This is a genomic window from Pseudomonas sp. GW821-FHT01E05 (assembly GCF_059422425.1).
The window spans coordinates 50,690-71,440 of record NZ_JBWKWW010000006.1 but is presented as its reverse complement, the minus strand read 5'-3'; the positions used below and the strand labels follow the sequence as shown (position 1 = coordinate 71,440).

Annotated in this window: 16 protein-coding genes and 2 pseudogenes; 13 read left to right on the top strand and 5 right to left on the bottom strand. The window is 59.6% G+C overall.

Annotated features, from left to right (window positions below):
* Nucleotides 1-3: 3 nt before the first annotated feature.
* A complete protein-coding gene (locus AC07W5_RS14595; protein WP_495023670.1) occupies nucleotides 4-705 on the bottom strand; it encodes a response regulator in 702 nt (233 codons plus the stop codon).
* Between the two features lie 250 nt (nucleotides 706-955).
* On the opposite strand from AC07W5_RS14595, the gene AC07W5_RS14590 reads away from it, so the two are divergent.
* From AC07W5_RS14590 to AC07W5_RS14580, 3 genes are all read left to right on the top strand, one after another.
* Nucleotides 956-2,113, top strand: a complete 1,158-nt coding sequence (locus AC07W5_RS14590) for an efflux RND transporter periplasmic adaptor subunit (protein ID WP_494991342.1) — start codon at nucleotides 956-958, stop codon at nucleotides 2,111-2,113.
* 29 nt (nucleotides 2,114-2,142) lie between these two features.
* Nucleotides 2,143-5,241, top strand: coding sequence for a multidrug efflux RND transporter permease subunit (locus AC07W5_RS14585; protein ID WP_495023669.1), 3,099 nt, complete (start codon nucleotides 2,143-2,145; stop codon nucleotides 5,239-5,241).
* Between the two features lie 213 nt (nucleotides 5,242-5,454).
* Complete coding sequence (locus AC07W5_RS14580) at nucleotides 5,455-6,096, top strand: DUF1345 domain-containing protein (protein ID WP_494991340.1); 642 nt, start codon at nucleotides 5,455-5,457, stop codon at nucleotides 6,094-6,096.
* Nucleotides 6,097-6,150: 54 nt separating this feature from the next.
* On the opposite strand, the gene AC07W5_RS14575 is transcribed toward AC07W5_RS14580, so the two are convergent.
* Nucleotides 6,151-7,860 carry a fibronectin type III domain-containing protein gene (locus AC07W5_RS14575; protein ID WP_495023668.1) on the bottom strand — a complete coding sequence of 570 codons (1,710 nt, stop codon included), beginning with the start codon at nucleotides 7,858-7,860 and terminating at the stop codon, nucleotides 6,151-6,153.
* Between the two features lie 304 nt (nucleotides 7,861-8,164).
* Between AC07W5_RS14575 and AC07W5_RS14570 the strand changes: the two genes are divergently transcribed.
* The 7 genes from AC07W5_RS14570 (at nucleotide 8,165) to AC07W5_RS14540 (ending at nucleotide 15,744) form a co-directional block, all read left to right on the top strand.
* Entirely contained in the window at nucleotides 8,165-9,112 is a 948-nt protein-coding gene (locus tag AC07W5_RS14570; protein WP_495023667.1) for a choline ABC transporter substrate-binding protein, read from the top strand.
* A gap of 18 nt (nucleotides 9,113-9,130) precedes the next feature.
* A complete protein-coding gene (locus AC07W5_RS14565) occupies nucleotides 9,131-10,084 on the top strand; it encodes an alpha/beta hydrolase (protein ID WP_495023666.1) in 954 nt (317 codons plus the stop codon).
* Between the two features lie 334 nt (nucleotides 10,085-10,418).
* On the top strand, nucleotides 10,419-11,441 hold the full coding sequence (locus AC07W5_RS14560; protein ID WP_494991336.1) for a LacI family DNA-binding transcriptional regulator: 1,023 nt from the start codon (nucleotides 10,419-10,421) through the stop codon (nucleotides 11,439-11,441).
* A gap of 190 nt (nucleotides 11,442-11,631) precedes the next feature.
* Entirely contained in the window at nucleotides 11,632-12,414 is a 783-nt protein-coding gene (locus AC07W5_RS14555) for a sugar phosphate isomerase/epimerase family protein (RefSeq protein WP_495023665.1), read from the top strand.
* The gene (locus tag AC07W5_RS14550) at nucleotides 12,407-13,375 is read left to right on the top strand and encodes a sugar kinase (protein ID WP_495023664.1); all 969 of its coding nucleotides are present in this window, start codon (nucleotides 12,407-12,409) and stop codon (nucleotides 13,373-13,375) included. Before AC07W5_RS14555 ends, AC07W5_RS14550 begins: the two co-directional genes overlap by 8 nt.
* A gap of 56 nt (nucleotides 13,376-13,431) precedes the next feature.
* Nucleotides 13,432-14,730: an MFS transporter gene (locus AC07W5_RS14545; protein ID WP_495023663.1), complete on the top strand. Its 1,299-nt coding sequence runs from the start codon at nucleotides 13,432-13,434 to the stop codon at nucleotides 14,728-14,730.
* A 21-nt stretch (nucleotides 14,731-14,751) separates the two neighbouring features.
* Entirely contained in the window at nucleotides 14,752-15,744 is a 993-nt protein-coding gene (locus AC07W5_RS14540; protein WP_495023662.1) for a 2-hydroxyacid dehydrogenase, read from the top strand.
* Nucleotides 15,745-16,130: 386 nt separating this feature from the next.
* On the opposite strand, the gene AC07W5_RS14535 is transcribed toward AC07W5_RS14540, so the two are convergent.
* The 3 genes and pseudogenes from AC07W5_RS14535 to AC07W5_RS14525 all read right to left on the bottom strand — a co-directional run.
* Nucleotides 16,131-17,321, bottom strand: coding sequence for a pyridoxal phosphate-dependent aminotransferase (locus AC07W5_RS14535; protein WP_495013150.1), 1,191 nt, complete (start codon nucleotides 17,319-17,321; stop codon nucleotides 16,131-16,133).
* A 40-nt stretch (nucleotides 17,322-17,361) separates the two neighbouring features.
* Entirely contained in the window at nucleotides 17,362-18,225 is an 864-nt protein-coding gene (locus AC07W5_RS14530) for a methyl-accepting chemotaxis protein (RefSeq protein ID WP_494991719.1), read from the bottom strand.
* A pseudogene (locus AC07W5_RS14525) lies at nucleotides 18,220-18,972 on the bottom strand (MCP four helix bundle domain-containing protein); the annotation flags it as partial. The pseudogene AC07W5_RS14525 and the gene AC07W5_RS14530, both read right to left, overlap by 6 nt.
* Nucleotides 18,973-19,466: 494 nt before the next feature.
* Here AC07W5_RS14525 and AC07W5_RS14520 point away from each other — a divergent pair.
* The 3 genes and pseudogenes from AC07W5_RS14520 to AC07W5_RS14510 all read left to right on the top strand — a co-directional run.
* The gene (locus tag AC07W5_RS14520; RefSeq protein ID WP_495023661.1) at nucleotides 19,467-19,751 is read left to right on the top strand and encodes a helix-turn-helix transcriptional regulator; all 285 of its coding nucleotides are present in this window, start codon (nucleotides 19,467-19,469) and stop codon (nucleotides 19,749-19,751) included.
* Between the two features lie 222 nt (nucleotides 19,752-19,973).
* On the top strand, nucleotides 19,974-20,306 hold the full coding sequence (locus tag AC07W5_RS14515) for a LuxR C-terminal-related transcriptional regulator (protein ID WP_495023660.1): 333 nt from the start codon (nucleotides 19,974-19,976) through the stop codon (nucleotides 20,304-20,306).
* 53 nt (nucleotides 20,307-20,359) lie between these two features.
* Nucleotides 20,360-20,570: pseudogene (locus AC07W5_RS14510) on the top strand (IS5/IS1182 family transposase); the annotation flags it as partial.
* Nucleotides 20,571-20,751: the final 181 nt, after the last annotated feature.

Below are 20,751 nucleotides of genomic sequence, written 5' to 3'. Positions count from 1 at the left end.
GGCTCAGCATTCCCACTCGGAACGACTGAACAAGTAACCCTTGCCCCACACCGTTTTGATTTTGCGTGCTTCACCGGCGTGATCGTCGAACTTGCGCCGCAGCTTGGAGATGGCCACGTCCACCGAGCGGTCGGTGCCGTTGAACTCGATGCCACGCAGGCGTTGCAGGATCTGATCGCGGCTCAGGACTTCACCGGCATGCCGGGCCAGCACCACCAGCAGGTTGTACTCGCCGCTGGACAGCTCCACCAATTGCTCACGCCAGGTCACGCTGCGTTCCGACAAATCGATGCACAGGTTGCCCATCAAAATACGGTCGCTGGCCGTTTGCGGCTCGCTGAGACTGCTGCGCCGCAGCAAGGTCCGCACCCGCGCCAGCAGCACACGCGGCTCGCAGGGCTTGGTGACGTAATCGTCGGCACCCATTTCCAGGCCCAGCACCTGATCGTGGCTGTCGTCGCGGGCGGTCAGCATCAGAATCGGTAACGTCGTCGAATCGGCCCGCAGCAAGCGGCAGACTTGCAGCCCGTCGAGCCCCGGCAGCATCAGGTCGAGGATCACCAGATCCGGTGGATTGACTCGCGCACGCTCACGCACCTGATCGCCGCGGCTGATCACACTGACCTGATAGCCATTGCGTTCCAGGTAGCTGGCGATCAGTTCGCAGAGCGTGGTGTCGTCTTCGACCAGGAGGATGTTGGGCATGGGTGTTTCCAGAAAGTGCTGTGGTGACTGTTAGTCCGTCTTCGCGGGCAAGCCTCGCTCCTACAGGAACGGTGCAAAACCGTAGGAGCGAGGCTTGCCCGCGATCGACCGCGAAGCGGTCGCAAAGGATATACGCCCTGGCGCACCCGCGAGCAAAACCTTCACACAATTTCACAGAGCACCTACAAAGCTTCACCGCTACCCCCGACGACTCCCCGTAGCATGCCTGAGTCATTATTGGGGTATTCACATGTCAAAGAACCTGTTTGCAAAGCTTGGCCTGATTGCATTGGCATTGACGCTGAGCGCTTGTGACAAGTCCTCCACCGCCGAAGAACAGCCACCGCTGGCCACGGTCCGGATCGAAACCCTCCAGGCGCAGCCACTGTCTATCAGCAGCGAACTGAGCGGACGGATCGCCGCGCCGCGGATTGCCGAAGTGCGGGCACGGGTGGCCGGCGTCGTGCTGCAACGCACGTTCCGTGAAGGTTCCGACGTCAAGCAAGGCGACGTGCTGTTTCGCATCGACCCGGCGCCGTTCAAGGCCGACCTCGACAGCGCCCTGGCCAGCCTGCGCAAGGCCGAGGCCAATGCGTTCCAGGCACGCTTGCAGGAGCAGCGTTACAGCCAGCTGGTCGAAGGCAACGCCATCAGCGGCCAGGATTATGACAACGCCCGAGCCAGCGTCCGGCAGACGGCTGCCGATGTAGCGGCCAATCAGGCCGCGGTACAACGGGCCAGACTGAACCTGGGCTACGCCACGGTCACCGCGCCGATTTCCGGGCGCATTGGCCGGGCACTGGTCACTGAGGGCGCACTGGTCGGGCAGAACGAAACCACACCACTGGCGCTGATCCAGCAACTGGACCCGATCCACGCCGATCTGACCCAGTCGACCCGTGAGCTGAACGACCTGCGCCGCGCCTTCCGCGCCGGGCAGTTGCAACAGGTCGGGCAGGATCAGGCCCGCGCCACCTTGATTCAGGACGACGGCAGCCTTTACCCGCTGCCGGGCAAATTGCTGTTTGCCGACATCAGCGTCAACCCGGGCACCGGCCAGATCATCCTGCGCAGCGAGTTCCCCAATCCGGACCTCGATCTGCTGCCGGGCAGCTTCATCCGCGTACGTCTGGAGCAAGCGGTCAACCCACAAGGCATCAGCGTGCCGCAACGGGCCATCCTGCGTGACAGCGCCGGTATCGCTCAGGTGCTGCTGGTGGACGCCGAGCAGCGGGTCAGTCAGCAACCGGTGCAGCTTGGTCAGGAGCAGAAGGATCGCTGGATTGTCACCAACGGCCTGAAACCGGGCGACCGCATTGTCATCGAAGGCCTGCAACATGCTCGCCCCGGCGAGAAAGTGCAGATCGACGACACCCCGCTTCCACTCGCCCAGGTTTCTGGCCAGTAGCTAGCAACAGCCCCCAGGACGCACCTCCCATGCCGCAATTCTTTATCGACCGCCCGATATTCGCCTGGGTGGTCGCGTTGTTTATCCTGCTGGCCGGCGCCCTGGCCATTCCGCAATTGCCAGTGGCGCAGTACCCCAACGTCGCGCCGCCGAAAGTCGAAATCCACGCCACCTACCCCGGCGCATCGGCGCAAACGGTGGACGAAAGCGTGGTCAGCCTGATCGAGCAGGAGCTCAACGGCGCTGACCACTTGCTGTACTTCGAGTCCCAGAGCAGCCTCGGCAGCGCCACCATCACCGCGACTTTTCAGCCCGGCACCAACCCGGAGATGGCCCAGGTCGACGTGCAAAACCGCCTTAAAGCGGTGGAGCCGCGCCTGCCACAATCGGTCACCCAGCAGGGCTTGCAGGTCGAAAAAGTTTCGGCCGGCTTCCTGCTGTTGATCACCCTGACCTCCAGTGACGGCAAGCTCGACAATGTGGCGCTCAGCGACTATCTGGCGCGCAACGTGATGAACGAGATCCGCCGCCTGGATGGCGTCGGTAAAGCGCAGCTGTATGGTGCCGAGCGGGCCATGCGAATCTGGATCAATCCACAGCAGCTGATTGGCTTCAACCTGACCCCGGCCGATGTCAGCGCCGCGATTGCCGCGCAGAACGCCCAGGTCTCGGCCGGAAGCATCGGTGACTTGCCGACCCGTTCGACTCAGGAAATCACCGCGACGGTGCTGGTCAAAGGCCAGTTGTCGACGCCCGAAGAGTTCGCCGACATCGTGCTGCGGGCCAATCCCGACGGTTCGACCGTGCGTATCGGCGACGTTGCCCGGGTCGAGGTCGGCAGCCAGGAATACCAATTCTCCACCCGCCTGAACGGCAAGCCGTCGACCGCTGTCAGCGTGCAGCTGTCGCCGGGTGTCAACGCCTTGAGCACCGCGACGCTGGTGCGGGCGAAGATGGACGAACTGGCACGGTATTTCCCGCTCGGTGTGGAGTACAAGATCCCCTATGACACGTCCCCGTTCGTCAAAGTCTCGATCACCAAAGTGATCTACACCTTGGGCGAAGCGATGTTGCTGGTATTTGCGGTGATGTTTGTGTTCCTGCAAAACATCCGCTACACGTTGATCCCGACGCTGGTGGTGCCGGTGGCGCTGATGGGTACCTTTGCGACCATGCTGGCGCTGGGTTTCTCGATCAACGTGCTGACCATGTTCGGCATGGTACTGGCCATCGGCATCCTGGTGGACGACGCCATCGTGGTGGTAGAGAACGTCGAGCGAATCATGGCCACCGAGGGCCTGTCGCCCAAAGAGGCAACGCGCAAGGCGATGAAGCAGATCACCGGCGCAATCATCGGCATCACCCTGGTGTTGGTGGCGGTATTTATCCCAATGGCGTTCATGCAGGGCTCGGTAGGGGTGATCTACCAACAGTTCTCACTGTCGATGGCCACCTCGATTCTGTTCTCGGCGTTCCTCGCCCTGACCTTGACCCCGGCGTTGTGCGCCACGTTGCTCAAGCCGATCGCCAAGGGTGAACATCACGCCAGGGGCGGGTTCTTCGGTGGGTTCAACCGACGCTTCGAGCAACTGAGCGACGGCTATCAACGCACGGTGGTCTACGCGCTCAAACGTAGCGGTCGTTATCTGTTGATCTACGGCGTGCTGTTGATCGGCCTGGGGCTGTGTTTCAGTCGCCTGCCCTCCTCGTTCCTGCCGGTGGAAGACCAGGGTTACACCATCACCGACATCCAGTTGCCACCCGGAGCGAGCAAGAACCGCACGGTGCAGGTGGTGGAGCAGATCGAAGCGCACAACGCCACCGAGCCCGGAGTGGGCGACAGCACGGTGATCCTCGGTTTCAGCTTCTCCGGCAGCGGGCAGAACGCAGCGCTGGCCTTCACCACGCTCAAAGACTGGTCAGAGCGTGGCAGCGACGACTCGGCCGCCTCAATCGCTGACCGGGCCAACATCGCCCTCAGCCAGGTCAAGGACGCGGTGGCTTACGCGGTGCTGCCGCCGCCCGTGGACGGTCTCGGTACCTCCAGCGGTTTCGAGTTCCGTCTGCAAGACCGTGGTGGCGTCGGCCATGCCGCGCTGATGCAAGCGCGTACCGAACTGCTGGCTGCGGCCGAGAAAAGCCCGATTTTGGCCAACGTCCGGGAAAGCGCCTTGGCTGAAGCGCCGCAAGTGCAACTGGAAGTCGACCGCAAGCAGGCCAACGCCTTGGGTATCTCCTTTGCCGATATTGGCAATGTGCTGTCCACCGCAGTGGGCTCGGCTTACATCAATGACTTCCCCAATCAGGGCCGGATGCAACGAGTGGTGGTGCAAGCTGAAGGTGATCAACGCAGTCAGGTGGCGGACTTGCTGAACATCCACGTGCGTAACAACGCCGAAAAAATGGTGCCGTTGTCGGCCTTCGTCCAGGCCAACTGGACTCAGGGCCCGGCGCAGTTGACGCGCTACAACGGTTATCCGGCCATCAGCATTTCCGGGGAGCCGGCACCGGGTCACAGCACCGGTGAGGCCATGGCAGAAATCCAGCGGCTGGTGGCGCAACTGCCCGCGGGCCTGGGCCAGGAATGGACCGGATTGTCGTTGCAGGAGCGCCTTTCCGGCGCCCAGGCACCGATCCTGCTCGGACTGTCGTTGCTGATTGTGTTCCTGTGCCTGGCGGCGCTGTACGAGAGTTGGTCGATTCCCACCTCGGTGTTGCTGGTGGTGCCTTTGGGAGTGCTCGGTGCGGTGCTGGCGGTGACTGTGCGTGGAATGCCCAACGACGTGTTCTTCAAAGTCGGGCTGATCACCATCATCGGTCTGTCGGCGAAGAACGCGATCCTGATCATCGAGTTCGCCAAGAGCCTGTATGACGAAGGCCACGACCTGATCGATGCCACGGTACAAGCCGCACGCCTGCGTCTGCGCCCCATCGTCATGACTTCGCTGGCGTTCATCCTTGGCGTGGTGCCGCTGGCTATTGCTACAGGCGCAAGTTCCGCCAGCCAGCAAGCCATCGGCACCGGAGTCATCGGCGGGATGATCACCGCGACCCTGGCGGTGGTGTTCGTGCCAGTGTTTTTTGTGGTGGTGATGAAGCTTGTGAAGAAGCGGCATAAGGCGGATTGAGCCGCTTTTTGTAGCAGCTGGCGAAGCCTGCGTTCGAGCGCGCAGCGGTCGCAAATCGGTGATCGGGGTCTTTCAGGAGGATCTCGGTCGCACCTTTTACGACTGCTTCGCCCGAGCGCGGACCGAGCCGAACGCAGCCTTCGGCAGCTGCTACAGGGTTCTCTATTCAGCCACATGCTAAGGTTCGTCAAAGCCCCGCCGCAGAGAACAACCATGCCGCACCTGGTCCGCACCCATCCTCGTTTGACCGCCGCTGCCCTGCTGGGTGTGGTGGTCAGCATTCTGGCTCCCGCCGATTCGGTTATCAGCAAAACCCTCTTTGGCTGGAACGCCGGGGTCTGGACTTACCTGGCGCTGATGTTCTGGCTCACCGTGCGTTCACGGGCCGATGACGTGAAACGGATCGCCGAGGTCGAAGACGAAAATGCCGGGCTGGTGCTGTTGCTGGTGTGCATCGCAGCGATTGCCAGCCTCGCGGCTATTACCTTCGAACTGGCCGGCAGCAAAGACCTGGACACCACCCACAAACTCTTGCGCTACGGCTTCACCGGGTTGACGGTGATCGGCTCATGGCTGCTGATCGGGGTCATTTTCAGCGTGCATTACGCCCGGCTTTATTACACCTGGGGCGGCAAGGAACCGGCCCTGCGCTTTGCCGAGGGCCTGGTGAACCCCAACTACTGGGACTTCCTGTATTTCTCCTTCACCATCGGCGTCGCGGTGCAAACCTCGGACGTCGGGATCGCTACGCGGGGGCTGCGCAAGATTGTCCTGGCGCAGTCGCTGATCGGCTTTTTGTTCAACACCGCGATATTGGGTTTCTCGATCAATATTGCGGCGGGGTTGTTTGGGTGAAAGAGCGCCTGCAGTTCTTCGATCACGGAACTGCAGGAAGACGCCCCCGGAAAGTCAGCTTTTGATTTCAACGACTATTGAAGCCGGCTCGGAAGTATTCCCGAAAGCATCCAAAGCACAGACCTCAAATGAGTATGAACCGGGGAACAAATCGACGGCGGTGTAGTGGGCAAGCGGTGTGCTGTCGAAATATTCGTGATTATTGTAGATGACATAGCCACACATACGGACGTCGTCCGTTGACTGCTCCCAGGCCAGTGTCACTGAACTGGATGTTGAGGCAGTTTTACGCAAGTTTTCCGGGACACTGGGCGGCGTGACGTCCTTGGGCTCATAGACAAGAGTGGCCGGTTCGGACAACTGCCCATAGATGTCAAAAGCCCGCACTGCGATTGAGTATTCAACGTCGGGGATCAGATTATCCAACACTAGATTACGGCCAAATAAAATAATCACATCTTTATAGTACTCGTCATTGATCATGATTCTTGCGCCCGTCGCGATGGACTCTTCCTCCACAAATGACCATTGCAGTTCGGCATCAGTAGATGTCAGGGCAGTGATACTTGCGCTTGGAGTCGAGGGTGGAGGCTTAGGCGCCTGCCCTGTGGTTTTGAACACAGCCCTTTCGCTGAAAGCAGAGACGTTTCCATCCTTGTCCCGTGCGCGCACATGGACATAGTAGTAGGCACCGCTTTGCAACCCATTGATAGTGTAATGAGTATTCGGGTAAAAAAATAAACCAGGAAGACTATTCAAGAAAACTTTATAACCAGTCACCCCTACATTATCGCTCGACGGCTCCCAGGTCAGTCTCGCCGAAGTGTCTGTGATATCGCTGACAATGGGGGCGCCGGGTTTACTCGGAGGTACATCGTCAGTCAGCGTCCTCTCCAGTTCGGTCGTTTTTGAGATGGAATCATCAAGTCGAGCATAAACCGCAAAATTGAAGCGATGTGGGGCAGGACCAGGCGATAGATCGGCCAGCTTGAAGTTGTAACCTACACGGCCTCGGCCAGTGGTGAACACTTTGCCATTGATGGATACCACATGAGTCGGATACTTCCCGAAACTCGGATCCCAGGCCAGCCTGCAGAACCCGTTGAGATGGCTGAACCTCAGGTTTGTCGGCGCACGCAACAAGGTGTTGAACCTGAGAGAGGCGGCGCTCGACATGATGCCAGAGGTATTAACTGCACGAACTTTAACGTGAAAGTCAGTATGATCTTGCAGGTGCCCAAAATTGAAATGGAGTTGGTCGACCTCCCCGACGAGGGATCCATTGAGATAAACTCTGTAACGGACGCCGTTGCTGGTTGATGCAGTCCAACTCAGCGATGCACTATCGGGCGTCAGCGTTGTGAGCCTGAGCGCTTTCGGTTTGGTCGGGGGGGTTAAATCGTGGGTTACGACAGTGATCGACTGCGAGAGCGCAGGAGGCATACCCGCAGTTCTGCGCGGCTGAACCTTAAACGGATATGCAACTTCAGGTATCAAGTTCCTGGCAATGTGTTCACGCGCAGTGGTTTGAACAGTTTCCCTACCCGGACAGGTGATTTCGTAATCACTCAGACCCGACGAATCGCTGGGAGCATCCCATGTTAGCCAGGCCTCGGAAGAACTTCTCCCCGGGTTGCGTAGATTGCGTGGTTGTGTCGAGTCTGGATCGAATGTAACCGTGGCCAGTAACGGTGCCGATTCACCATTCGCGTCAACTGCAGTCGAGTACTGAAGATAGAACTTCGCTTCGTCGTCCGGATTCATTTGCTACTCCACAGTGAATGGCGCTCCTGGCGAGGAGTCACGTACAGGGTAATTACAGGCCATTGATACTTTCGACGCCACTAACAGATCTGCTAGTTGCGTTCCGGGGTGTTCTATGCCGGTCTCCTGGTTCTAGACCGTGGGTTCCGTCCATCGGCTAACTGCACGGGTAATCAGTGTCGCCACAGTGCAAAATCCTGTCGCCGCAGAGCGCTTTGGCGCCTGACGTGCTGCGTAAGGTGATGGCACGGTGCATAAAGATGCCGAACCCACAATAAACGACCTGCCGAGCGAGACTTCTCACATGAAAAGACTGTTCAACCGTTGTCTGTTGATTCTCTCCGGCACCGCACTGCTCAGCGCCAGCGTCATGGCCAGCGAAGCGGCCTCTTGCAAAACCGTGCGCATGGGCGTGGTCAACTGGACGGACGTGATCGCCACCAGTGGGATGGCCGACGTACTGCTCACCGGTCTTGGCTACGACAGCAAGCAGACCAGCGCCGTGCAGCAAATCGTCTTCGCCGGTATTCGTGACAAGCGGCTGGACATCTTCCTCGGTTACTGGAAACCGGCGATGGATCAGAACATCGCACCCTTTGTCGCCGCCAATCAGCTCAAGGTCATGGACAAACCCAGCCTGGCCGATGCCCAAGCCACCTTGGCAGTGCCTGAGTACGTTGCGGCTGCGGGGCTTAAAACCTTCGCCGATATCGCCAAATTCAAAGATCAGCTAGGCGGCAAGATCTACGGCATCGAGCCCGGCAGTGGCGCCAATACCACCATCAAGACGATGATCGAAACCAATCACTTTGGCCTCGGTGGCTTCAAACTGATCGAGTCCGGTGAAGCCGGGATGCTTGCCGCCGTCCAGCGTGCAGTGAATCGCAAGGAATTCGTGGTGTTCGTCGGCTGGACTCCGCATCCGATGAACATCAACATGAAGATGACCTATCTGACCGGCAGCGAGGACGTCTATGGCCCCAACGAAGGCGCCGCGACGGTCTCCACCGTGACCGCACCGGACTACGCCCGGCGTTGCCCGAACGTCAACCGGCTGCTGGAAAACCTGACCTTTACCGCCGCGCAGGAAAGCCAGTTGATGGTGCCGATCATGGCCCGCAAGGCGCCTCAAGATGTGGCCAAGCAATGGCTGCGCGAGCACCCGGAGGATCTGCAACGCTGGCTGGCGGGTGTGACCAGTGTGGATGGCAAGGATGGCGTCGCTACCGTACAGGCCAGTCTGAAACCTTGATGCCCAACTGAGTGCCGTATGACCGATTACCCGCTCTCTCCCGAACTTCTTGAGTTCGTCGAGAAAACCTTGAGTTTCAATAGCCTGGATAGCAGTTTTAAAGGCCTACGTGAAGCTTATAGCCGCATGTGCCGGGCGTTCACCCCGCCCCGGCCGGCGGGGTTGGCCGTGACGGAATTGCGTTTGAATGACGTACCGGTGCGCGCTTACTGCCCGACCACTGCGATGCCGGCCGGCGGCTGGCCGTGCATCGTCTACGTGCACGGCGGCGGCTGGGTCGTCGGTGACCTGGACTCCCACGACTTCATCACTGCCGAACTGGCGGCCCGACTTCAGGTGCTGGTGCTGGCGGTGGATTATCGGCTGGCTCCAGAACATCCGTTCCCGGCAGCCTTTAACGATTGTCTGGCGGTGTGGCGAGCGCTGGACAGTGATGGTTGCCCGTTTCAACTGGACCTTGAACGGCGCGTTGTGGTTGGAGACAGCGCCGGTGGCAATCTCGTTGCCGCGTTGTGCCTGGCGTTACGAGACGCCCATGAGCCGTTACCTGCTGCGCAGGTGCTGATCTATCCAGGGCTGGGCGGCGATGCGAGTTTGCCGTCACGCAGTGAATGCGCCGATGCGCCGTTACTCAGCACCAACGATCTGGATTGCTATCACGCGCTGTATTTACCGAGTCCAACGCAGCGTTCGCCCTATGCCATGCCGTTACTGGCAAACGACTTCAGCCGTCTGCCACCAGCGTTTATCGCAGTGGCGCAGTTCGATCCATTACGCGATGACGGCGTATGTTTCAGTGATCGGCTGAACGCGGCCAACACGCCCGCCTTGCTTTATCAAGGTCAGGGGCTGGTCCATGGCTGCTTGCGGGCGCGTGGTCTTGCCGTTGAAGTTGATGAGCTTTACGAGGCACTGTTCGAGTATTTACGCGGGTTTCCTGGAACCCATTGTGGCGGGGAGGCTTTGTTGTAACAGCCGGTCGACGCTCGATTGGTCCGGGCGGCGTTCCGACGATGGACTCAAGGGCGGCGCGTTTATTCAGAAAACTCGCGTCATCGTTAACGTCCATATCGCGAGCAATCGAGCGTCGACCGGCTGCTCCTACAAAAAGCTGCGTTCGCTTAACGGAACAGCATTGTGCTCCTACAGGGCATTGGGGCTTGCCCCCTCGCCACCGCCACAATTTTTTCATTCCTTTCCTTCCCCCTCTTGACGACCGATCAGGTTCTGGTGTCTTCTGAAACCGGTTTCAGCGAAGTCTCATGACCGCTGCTTCCCAATAATTCCAATAAGAAGGTCGTCCACCGTGAACAGTTTTTCCGCCGCCCAACGCAGCCGCGTTACCATGCTCGATGTCGCCGAACGCGCCAGGGTCTCCAAGGCCAGCGTGTCGCGCTTTATCGGCGAAGACCGCGCCTTGCTCTCCGATGCCATTGCCTTGCGCATCGAACAGGCGATCAGCGAGCTGGGTTATCGCCCGAACCAGATGGCCCGAGGACTGAAACGCGGGCGCACCCGCCTGATCGGCATGCTGGTGGCCGATATCCGTAACCCTTATTCGATTGCCGTGATGCATGGCGTGGAAACCGCCTGCCGTCAGCACGGCTACAGCCTTGTGGTGTGCAACACCGACCGCGATGACGAGCAGGAACGTCAGCATTTGGCGGCGTTGCGCTCCTACAACATCGAAGGCCTGATCGTGAACACCCTCGGCCATCACCTGGATCAATTACGCGAACTGCACGATGAAATGCCCATGGTGCTGGTGGATCGCAAGGTCGACCAGTTGCACAGCGATCTGGTCGGCCTGAATAACCCCGCCGCGGTCCACACCGCCCTCACGCACCTTGAACAACAAGGTTATCGCGATGTGTTGATGGTCAGCGAACCCTATGACGGCACCAGCTCGCGGATCGAACGGGTCAGCAGCTTCACCGCCGAGATCGCACAGCGCCCGGCCCTGCTCGGCAGGGTTGTCGAGACCGGTGCCGAGCTGACCGCACGCCTGCAAGCCTTTCTCGCCACGCCCGGCCCCGGCCCGAAAGCCCTGTTCTGCGCCAACGGCATTGCCGCGCTGGCCAGTACCCGCGCGCTGCGTGAGCTGGGTTGCGGACTGTTCGAGGATGTGGGTTTGATCGCCCTGGATGATCTGGACTGGTACCCGCTGGTGGGCAGCGGAATCACCGCCCTCGCCCAGCCCACCGAAGCCATCGGCGCCAGTGCATTTGATTGTTTGCTCAAGCGATTGCGCGGGGATGACGGGCCCGTACGGACGCTGGATTATCCGGCGCAGTTGATTGTTCGGGGCTCGACGCGAGGGGTTTGCTGACTGACAGGCCTCTTCGCGAGCAATCGAGCGTCGACCGGCTGCTCCTACAGGTTCAGCGCTGTCCTTGTAGGAGCGAGCTTGCTCGCGAAGAGGCCCTCACAGACAACACAAATATCCGATCAGCATCATTCAAATTTTTTTGAACCTTTTTTTGCACAAAAAATGAAACCGGTTTCAGAGGTCAATAACCATGAATCAATCACCCGTTTCCATCAGCCTTTCCAGCTACGGCGCCGAGCTGGTTCGGCAACGCGGGCAACTGGCATTCGTCGAGTTGCTGGCCAGCGCCGGAGCCAGGCGCATCGAGTGGCGTGAAGAACTGCTCACCGCCGAAGACCCGCGCGAACTGACCCGAGCCATCGAACAACAGGGACTTGAGGCGGTGTTTTCTTCGCCGCTGGAACTCTGGGTGGCCGGGCAGTCGCAACCCAACCCACTACTGGCCGCGACCCTGAAACGGGCACAGTCCTTCGGCGCACGATGGCTGAAAGTGTCCTTGGGTTACTTCACCGACAACAACGACCTGCACAGCCTTGCGTCCTGCCTGGCACAGCATCCGGTCCAGTTGCTGGTGGAAAACGATCAGACCTTACAGGGCGGACGCATCGAGCCGTTCCAACGGTTCTTCGCCCAGGTCGAGCAACACAAACTGCCGGTGCAGATGACCTTCGACATCGGCAACTGGCAATGGCAGGACCAATCAGCCGCCACCGCCGCACGCTTGCTGGGCCGCCATGTGAGTTACGTACATTGCAAGGCTGTTACGCGCAGAGCCGACAGCAAGTTAGTGGCAATACCGCCCGGCCCCGGCGACCTGCATCTATGGGAGCAACTGCTGCAGCACATGACCCAAGGCGTAACCCGGGCGGCGGAATACCCGTTGCAAGCCGATGACTTGCTGCAATTGACCACCGAGCATGTCGCTGTCCTGGCCCGACTGGGTCAATCACGGCTGGAGAGCGCCCATGTCTGAGATCGATATTCTGTCGTTCGGCGAAACCATGGCCATGTTCGTCGCCGAGCAAACCGGTGATCTGGCGCAGGTCGGGCACTTTCACAAACGTATCGCCGGGGCTGACAGCAACGTCGCCATCGGCCTGTCGCGGCTGGGTTTCAACGTGGCCTGGCTGAGCCGGGTCGGCGCCGATTCCCTGGGGCGTTTTGTGGTCGATACCTTGCAATCTGAAGGCTTGGACTGCACCCATGTCGAAGTCGATCCGCTGCACCCGACCGGTTTTCAACTCAAATCCCGCGAAGACGACGGCCGTGATCCGCAAGTGGAGTACTTCCGCCGGGGCTCGGCCGCCAGTCATCTGTCGATCGAGGCGATCCGCCCGCAGCTGCTGCAAGCGCGTCACCTGCATGCGACCGGTATTCCGCCGGCGTTGTCGGCCACGGCCCGCGAACTGTCTCGCGAGCTGATGAGGCAAATGCGTGCGGCCGGGCGCAGCGTTTCCTTCGATCCCAACTTGCGGCCGGCCTTGTGGGCCAGCGAACAACAAATGATCACTGAAATAAACAAGCTGGCCGCCCTCGCCCATTGGGTATTGCCGGGTTTGAGTGAAGGCCGCTTGCTCACTGGCTTCGAAGACCCGGCCGACATTGCCGCGTTCTATCTGGACCACGGCGCCGAAGCGGTGGCGATAAAACTCGGCGCTCACGGCGCTTACTACCGTACCCATCAGGATCAGGGTTTTGTCGAGGCCGTGCCGGTTGAAAACGTCGTCGATACCGTCGGTGCCGGTGATGGTTTTGCAGTGGGCTTGATCAGTGCGCTGCTGGAGAACTACAGCGTCAGCAATGCGGTGCAACGCGCCAACTGGATTGGCAGTCGTGCGGTGCAGAGCCGCGGGGATATGGAGGGATTGCCGACACGTGCCGAGTTATCAATTGCCCTTGATCGTTCCCACGCTCTGCGTGGGAACGATCTCTGATTCACCGTTTACCCGTTACCTGCTGCGACAAAAACAACAAGCTCAGGAGCACCATCATGCAAACGTCCAAACTCGCCACCCGCCGCTGGTGGTACATCATGCCCATTGTGTTCATCACCTATAGCCTGGCGTATCTGGACCGGGCCAATTACGGCTTTGCCGCGGCCTCCGGGATGGCCGCCGACCTGATGATCACGCCGGGACTGTCGTCGTTGCTCGGCGCACTGTTTTTCCTCGGATACTTTTTCTTCCAGATACCGGGGGCGATCTACGCGCAAAAGCACAGTGTGAAGAAGCTGATTTTCGTCAGTCTGATTCTCTGGGGCGCCCTGGCGACACTGACCGGGATCGTCTCCAACGCTTACATGCTGATCGCCATCCGCTTCTTGCTCGGGGTGGTCGAAGCGGCGGTGATGCCCGCGATGCTGGTTTATCTCTGCCACTGGTTCACCCGCGCCGAACGCTCGCGAGCCAACACCTTTCTGATCCTCGGCAACCCGGTGACCATGCTCTGGATGTCAGTGGTGTCCGGCTATCTTGTACAGCACTTCAGCTGGCGCTGGATGTTCATCATCGAAGGCCTGCCGGCAGTGCTCTGGGCCTTTATCTGGTGGCGTCTGGCCGATGATCGTCCGGCCCAGGCCAAGTGGCTCAGCGATACCGAAAAGCAGGACCTGCACAGTGCGCTGGCCGCCGAACAGGTCGGGATCAAAGCGGTGAAAAACTACGCCGAGGCCTTCCGTTCGCCGAAGGTGATGATCCTCGCGCTGCAGTTTTTCTGCTGGAGCATTGGCGTCTATGGTTTCGTGCTGTGGCTGCCGTCGATTCTCAAGCACGCGGCACAGATGGACATGATCGAGGCCGGCTGGCTGTCGGCACTGCCTTATCTGGCCGCGGTGATTGCGATGCTCGTGGTGTCGTGGGGCTCGGACAAAATTCAACGGCGCAAGCGCTTCGTCTGGCCGCCGCTGCTGATCGCCTCCGTGGCGTTCTATGGCTCCTACGCCCTGGGCGCCGAACATTTCTGGTGGTCATACACCTTATTGGTAATCGCCGGGGCCTGCATGTACGCGCCTTATGGACCGTTTTTCGCCATCGTCCCGGAAATCCTCCCGGCCAACGTTGCCGGTGGCGCCATGGCCTTGATCAACAGCATGGGCGCCCTTGGTTCTTTCGGCGGCTCTTATCTGGTCGGTTACCTGAACAGCTCCACCGGTTCGCCCGGTGCTTCCTATCTGTTGATGAGCGGCGCGTTGCTGCTGTCGGTAGTGCTGACGATTTTCCTCAAACCGGGAGCCAGTGACCGGGCGCAGCCCAAGGTCTCGCCAAGACGTCCTCTGGCCGCACACTCCTGAATTGAACTGAAGGTGAACACGATGAAAAAGCACGTCGTCCTCTACAAGAAACTCTCGCCAGAACTGATGGCCCGTTTGCATGAACAGGCACAGGTAACCCTGATCGACAATCTGGACAGCGACGGTTTGATGCGTCTGCGCGATGCCTTGCCCAGTGCCCAGGGTTTACTCGGAGCCAGCCTGCGTCTCGATGCCGACTTGCTCGATCTGGCGCCACAGCTGGAAGCCGTCGCCAGCGTCTCGGTAGGCGTCGACAACTACGACATCGACTACCTGACACGGCGCAACATTCTGCTCAGCAACACCCCGGATGTGTTGACCGAAACCACCGCCGATACAGGCTTCGCCTTGATCCTGGCAACGGCCCGGCGAGTGGTCGAGCTGGCCAGTCTGGTCCGCTCCGGGCAATGGAATCAAAACATCGGGCCGATGCATTTTGGCAGCGACGTACATGGCAAAACCCTTGGCATCATCGGCATGGGGCGAATCGGCGAGGCGCTGGCTCAACGTGGGCATTTCGGCTTCGGCATGCCGGTCATTTATCACAGTCATTCACCGAAACCGGCAGTGGAGAAGCGCTTCAATGCGCAGTACCGCAGCCTTGCGCAGTTATTGCAGCAAGCTGATTTCATTTGCCTGACCTTGCCACTGACGGCCGAAACCGAAGGTCTGATCGGCGCTGAGCAGTTTGCGCTGATGCGCCCGGAAAGCATCTTCATCAACATTTCCCGGGGCAAGGTGGTCAATGAAGCCGCGCTGATCGAGGCGCTGCAACAGCGGCAGATCCGCGCGGCCGGGCTGGATGTGTTCGAACGCGAACCACTGGGACACGACTCACCGCTGTTACAGCTGAACAACGTGGTGGCGACGCCGCACATTGGCTCCGCCACCCATGAAACCCGCGAGGCCATGGCCCGTTGCGCGGTGGACAATCTGCTGGCGGCACTCGCCGGCGAGCGGCCGGCGAATCTGGTGAATGGATCGGTGTGGGAGAAGCGATTGAAGGTGGTCTGACCAATATGATCGTTCCCACGCTCCCGCGTGGGAATGCAGCCCGTGACGCTGCGCGTCACAAGAGCGGACGCGGAGCGTCCAGTGAGGCATTCCCACGCGGAGCGTGGGAACGATCTGAATCAAGCCGACGGCCGCTGTTCCAGTAAGTCCGCCGCACACCGCACGATCCACCGATACACCGTATCCCCCCAGCAGGCGCTCTGACATCAGGTGTTAAGCGATCCGTAGCAGCTGGCGAAGCCTGCGTTCGGCCGCGTAGCGGTCGTAAATCCTGCTTGCACGGTTAATCTGAAAAACCGCAGTGCCTGATCTTACGACTGCTGCGTCCGAACGCGGCCCGAGCCGAACGCAGCCTTCGGCAGCTGCTACGGGTGCCCGCACGATGATCATGCCGACGGCCGCTGTTCCTGCAAATCCGCCACACACCGCACGATCCGCCGACACGCCTCGGCCAGGCGCCGCTGATCCACCACCAGGCCAATCCGGATATGCCCCGCCGCGCTGGGGCCGAACGCCTCGCCGGCGAGCACCGAGACGCCATATCCCTCCAGCAGGCGCTCGGCAAATACCTGGGCGCCAAGCCCTGTTTCACGAACATCGACCATCACAAACATACCCCCGTCGGGCGTCACGGCAGTGATACCCGGGCAATCGGCCAGGCGTGCACAGACCAGATCCCGACGCCGGCGATACTCGTCACGCATCTGCGCAAGCTCCGGCAAATCGGCATCAAGGGCGACTTCAGCCGCCTTCTGAACGAAATCCGGCAGCCCGAACAGCATGCACAGCGACAGATGGATCAGGTGTTCCGTCAGAGGCTTTGGGCCGATCACCCAGCCGACCCGCCAGCCGCTCATGGCGTGGGATTTGGACAGACTGTTAAGGGTCGCCGTGCGCTCGGCCATGCCCGGCAGGCTCGCCGGGCTGATGTGCTCGCCTTCATACAACAGGTCGCTGTAGACCTCGTCGCTGATCAGCCACAAATCGTGCTCAATGCACAGCCGCGCCAGTGCCTGCCAGATTGGCAGCGACAGGCTTGCTCCCGATGGGTTGTTCGGACTGTTGAGCAACATCGCCCGGGTCCTGGGCGTGATCAGCGCCGCGACGTCCGCCGGATCAACGCGAAAGCCATTCTCCGGACGCACCGCCACCGGAACCACCTTGGCCCCGCAGGCGCCGAATACACCTTCGTAGGTCACATACATCGGTTCGGCGACGATTACCTCGTCGCCCGGATCCAGCAGGCATTGCGCGACCGAGTACACCGCACATTGCGCTCCCGGCAATACCACGACGTGATCGGCCTCAATCGCCTGGCCACTGCGCCGGACATGGCGCCGGGCGATGCTGTTGCGCAGCGAGCGGTTGCCACGCACCTCCGAGTAATGGGTATCGCCGGCCAACAGGCTGTCGATGGCGGCCTGGACTATCGGTTTGGGGGTGTCGAAGTCCGGGTCGCCGACCGATAACAGCAACACATCGGCGCCCTGCTCCAGCAATTCAAGTGCTCGGTAGTGAATCTGCCAGGCCGCTGCTCCGTCGCCGGCAATACGTTGGGTCAAGGCTGAATAGCGCATGTCTCTCTCCTGTTGCGCGAACTCCAGCCTAAACCCTAACTTAAATCACAAACCGCGCCACCATTGCATTCAAATCCACCGCCAGTCGCGACAGCTCATGGCTGGCGGCGCTGGTCTGGTTGGCACCGGCAGAGGACTGGCTGGCCAGGTCACGGATGTTTACCAGGTTGCGGTCCACTTCCCGCGAAACTTGCGCCTGTTCTTCCGAGGCGCTGGCGATCACCAGGTTGCGTTCGTTGATCAGGTGGATCGACTGGGTGATCTGCTCCAGGGCAACGCCGGCAGCGCGGGCCATCTCCAGGGTACTTTGAGTGCGTTGATTGCTTTGCTGCATGGACTCGACCGCCTGGCCAGTACCGTTCTGGATGCCAGCGACCATTTTTTCGATTTCCTGGGTCGATTGCGCCGTGCGATGGGCCAGCGCGCGAACTTCATCAGCCACCACCGCGAAACCACGACCGGCTTCACCGGCACGAGCGGCTTCAATAGCAGCGTTGAGCGCCAGCAAGTTGGTCTGCTCGGCAATCGCCCGGATCACGTCCAGTACCTTGCCGATGTCACGGCCCTGCACGGCCAGGCCTTCAATCATCGCCGAGGTGGTTTGCACATCCTGAGTCATGGTCTGGATCGCACCGACGGTTTCCACCACCCGGTCACGACCTTCGCGGGCTGCCTGGGTCGACTGGTTGGACGCCTCGGAGGTGGAGACCGCATTGCGCGCCACTTCCTCCACGGCGGCGGTCATTTCGTTGACGGCAGTCGCTGCTTGTTCGATTTCGTTATTTTGCTGTTGCAGGCCGTGGGACGCTTCCTCGGTGACCGCGCTGAGCTCTTCAGCGGCCGATCCGAGTTGCGTCGCCGAGCCGGCAATCTGCTCGATGGTCTTGCGCAGATTGGCCTGCATGGTGGACAAGGCACTGAGCAGGCGCGCCGGTTCGTCGTTACCATCGACGATGATCGGTTTGGTCAGGTTGCCGCCGGCAATGATTTCGGCGGCTTCGACCGCCTTGTTCAACGGCGTGACAATGCTGCGGGTGAGCAACCAGGCCAACAACACGGTAATCAGCGCCGCGACCACTGAAACACCGATGATCCCGTGCTTGGCAGTGTCATATTGGTCACCGGCCTCGGTATTGGCTCTTGTGGCATCGGCTCTGTTGATTGCAATGAGTTTGTTGAGCTGCTCGCCCATCTGGTCGGTGCCGTCCTTGATTCGGGTATTGATCAAGGTGCGCATCTCATCGACTTTGTTCTGGCGCGAGAACTCCATCATCTGGTTCTGCGCTTGCAGATAACTGTCCAGGGTCACTGTAAAGCTCTTATACAGCGCCGCTTCTTCGCCTCCCGCGGGCAATGCCGCGTAGCTCGATTGTGCCTGCCTGACCTTGTCCATCAGTATGACGATACGTGTTTCAGCTTCCTGCAGACCGGCCGCCTCACGGTTGACCAGCACCCGGAACGACAAAATGCGCAGACGCAATACGTTTTCCGTGATGCTCCCCAGGTAACTCACGCTGGGCAGCTGGTTGCTTTCCATGTCAACCGATGCCTGGCGGATGATCGTCATGCGACTCACCGCGAACACGCCCAAAACGACAACAAGCAACGCAATGAAGGCAAAACCGAGGAAGGCTCGAGGCGCGATATTCATATTTCGTAGGGACATAGGATGGCTCTCGGAAGATGTAGGGCTGCGAGCATCCTTGCGCTAGAGACTGCCAGGCACGGGACCGTGCTTCACCGGACAGTTGGGCGCCACTCTTGGGGTGTTTTGTGTGGACCTGTCACCGATATCGGCAGGGTTTGAGGTTTTATGCGGCCGGCCCTGAAATATTCCTCAAAAAGCGACGAGCGGTGCAGGCGAAGGAATCCTGACTCCGTAGCAGGCGCTTCGTCGCGCCTACGCGGTGAATATGCCTACTTGAATCAATGTCAGTGGATGACAGAAACGCCTTTGACCTCTGAATTAAAGTGCCGCACCTGTTAGTTCTTACAGGTTCCAAGGTCGTTGAATCCGTTTATAACTAGCCCGAGCCCACAGCACCGAAACAGGTGTCTGTAAGCCGGTCGCGCGAACCACGCCCGTTTGAAGTAGGAAGGATCCGTTGCGCCCACATCATAGATGGATAAATGGGAGAGTCTTTCATGCAGCGTTCGAACCCGATCACCGCCCGGTCCTCCGTTACCCAGTCCCCTCTTCACGCAGTGGGAACCGAGCACCTGGAAGGCATAACACTCACCAAAAGAGAAAAAGAAGTCCTGCAATGGAGTGCCAGAGGCAAATCTTCCTGGGAAATCGGCCAGATCTTCTGCTGCAGCGAAGCCGGCGTGAATTACCACTTCTGCAACATTCGCCGCAAATTCGGCGTGAATTCGCGTTGGACCGCAGTGGTCAAGGCGCTGGAACAAGGCTTGATCCATTTGCCTTGAACCCTGCCCACACCCCAGATGTCAATCCCTCGGCAATGCCGGCGACGATGCCCTCGTATCGCGCCGGCATTGCAACCCAAGGCCCCAGCGCATCATTCTCGCGTTCCCAAGGGGCTTGCATTAATGGGCTAATCTGAAACGTCATTTTGGCCATGTATCGCTGATCGCGATGACCATGTTGCGCAACCCTTCTCTTCTGCAAGCCTTGCTCAACAGTGGCCTGTGCCCAAACGCAGCCCGTTGAGCGAACTGAAACAGGCGGTACAGACCGTGGCCAAGGGGCGTCGCTATCTCAGCCCTTCTTTTGCAGAGATTCTCGAAGCCCAGACCTTGCCCCGCACAAGCACTGACGCGCCGCGAGTGAGTCTTTCCGAACGGGAAATGGAAGTGGTGCGCCTGTTCGTCCAGGGCCTGTCCGGCCGGCAGATCGCCGCGCAACTGAACCGCAGCGAAAAAACCATCAGCCGACAAAAACGCACTGCCATGGACAAGTTGGGACTTGGCCATGATAGTGCGTTGGTGGAGTTTGCGCGGGTGAGTGGGTTGAAATATTGAAGCCCTAAGGAAACTCTGAAAAAGACTTCCAGATTTGGTGAAATTTGACCGGTCGCCTGCGACGCAAGATTGAATACGCCAAGGCGCAGGTCAGGGCCAAGGCCGAACATCCTTTTCGGATGATCAAGCGTCAGTTTGGTTATACGAAAGTTAAAAAACATCGCTCAGCAAACCACACCATTTGCTCTGTCGAACCTGTGGATGATGCGAAAACAGCTGCTGGTTGCGGGTGAGGTACGCGTGGAATGCGGGCAAAACTCTTGAAATGCGCCATTCAAGGGGGAAACAACGAATTAAGAACAGGCAAGGTCTGACTTTCGGTCAGGCCAGCCTTTTTTGAACCTCAAACAAAGAGGACATCAAAAATCGCTGGCTTCTTCAGACCTTCCCTATGGGTAGCCAATTTCTGTGATCTTTTGCGTGGGCGAGAAGCCTTTCAATGACA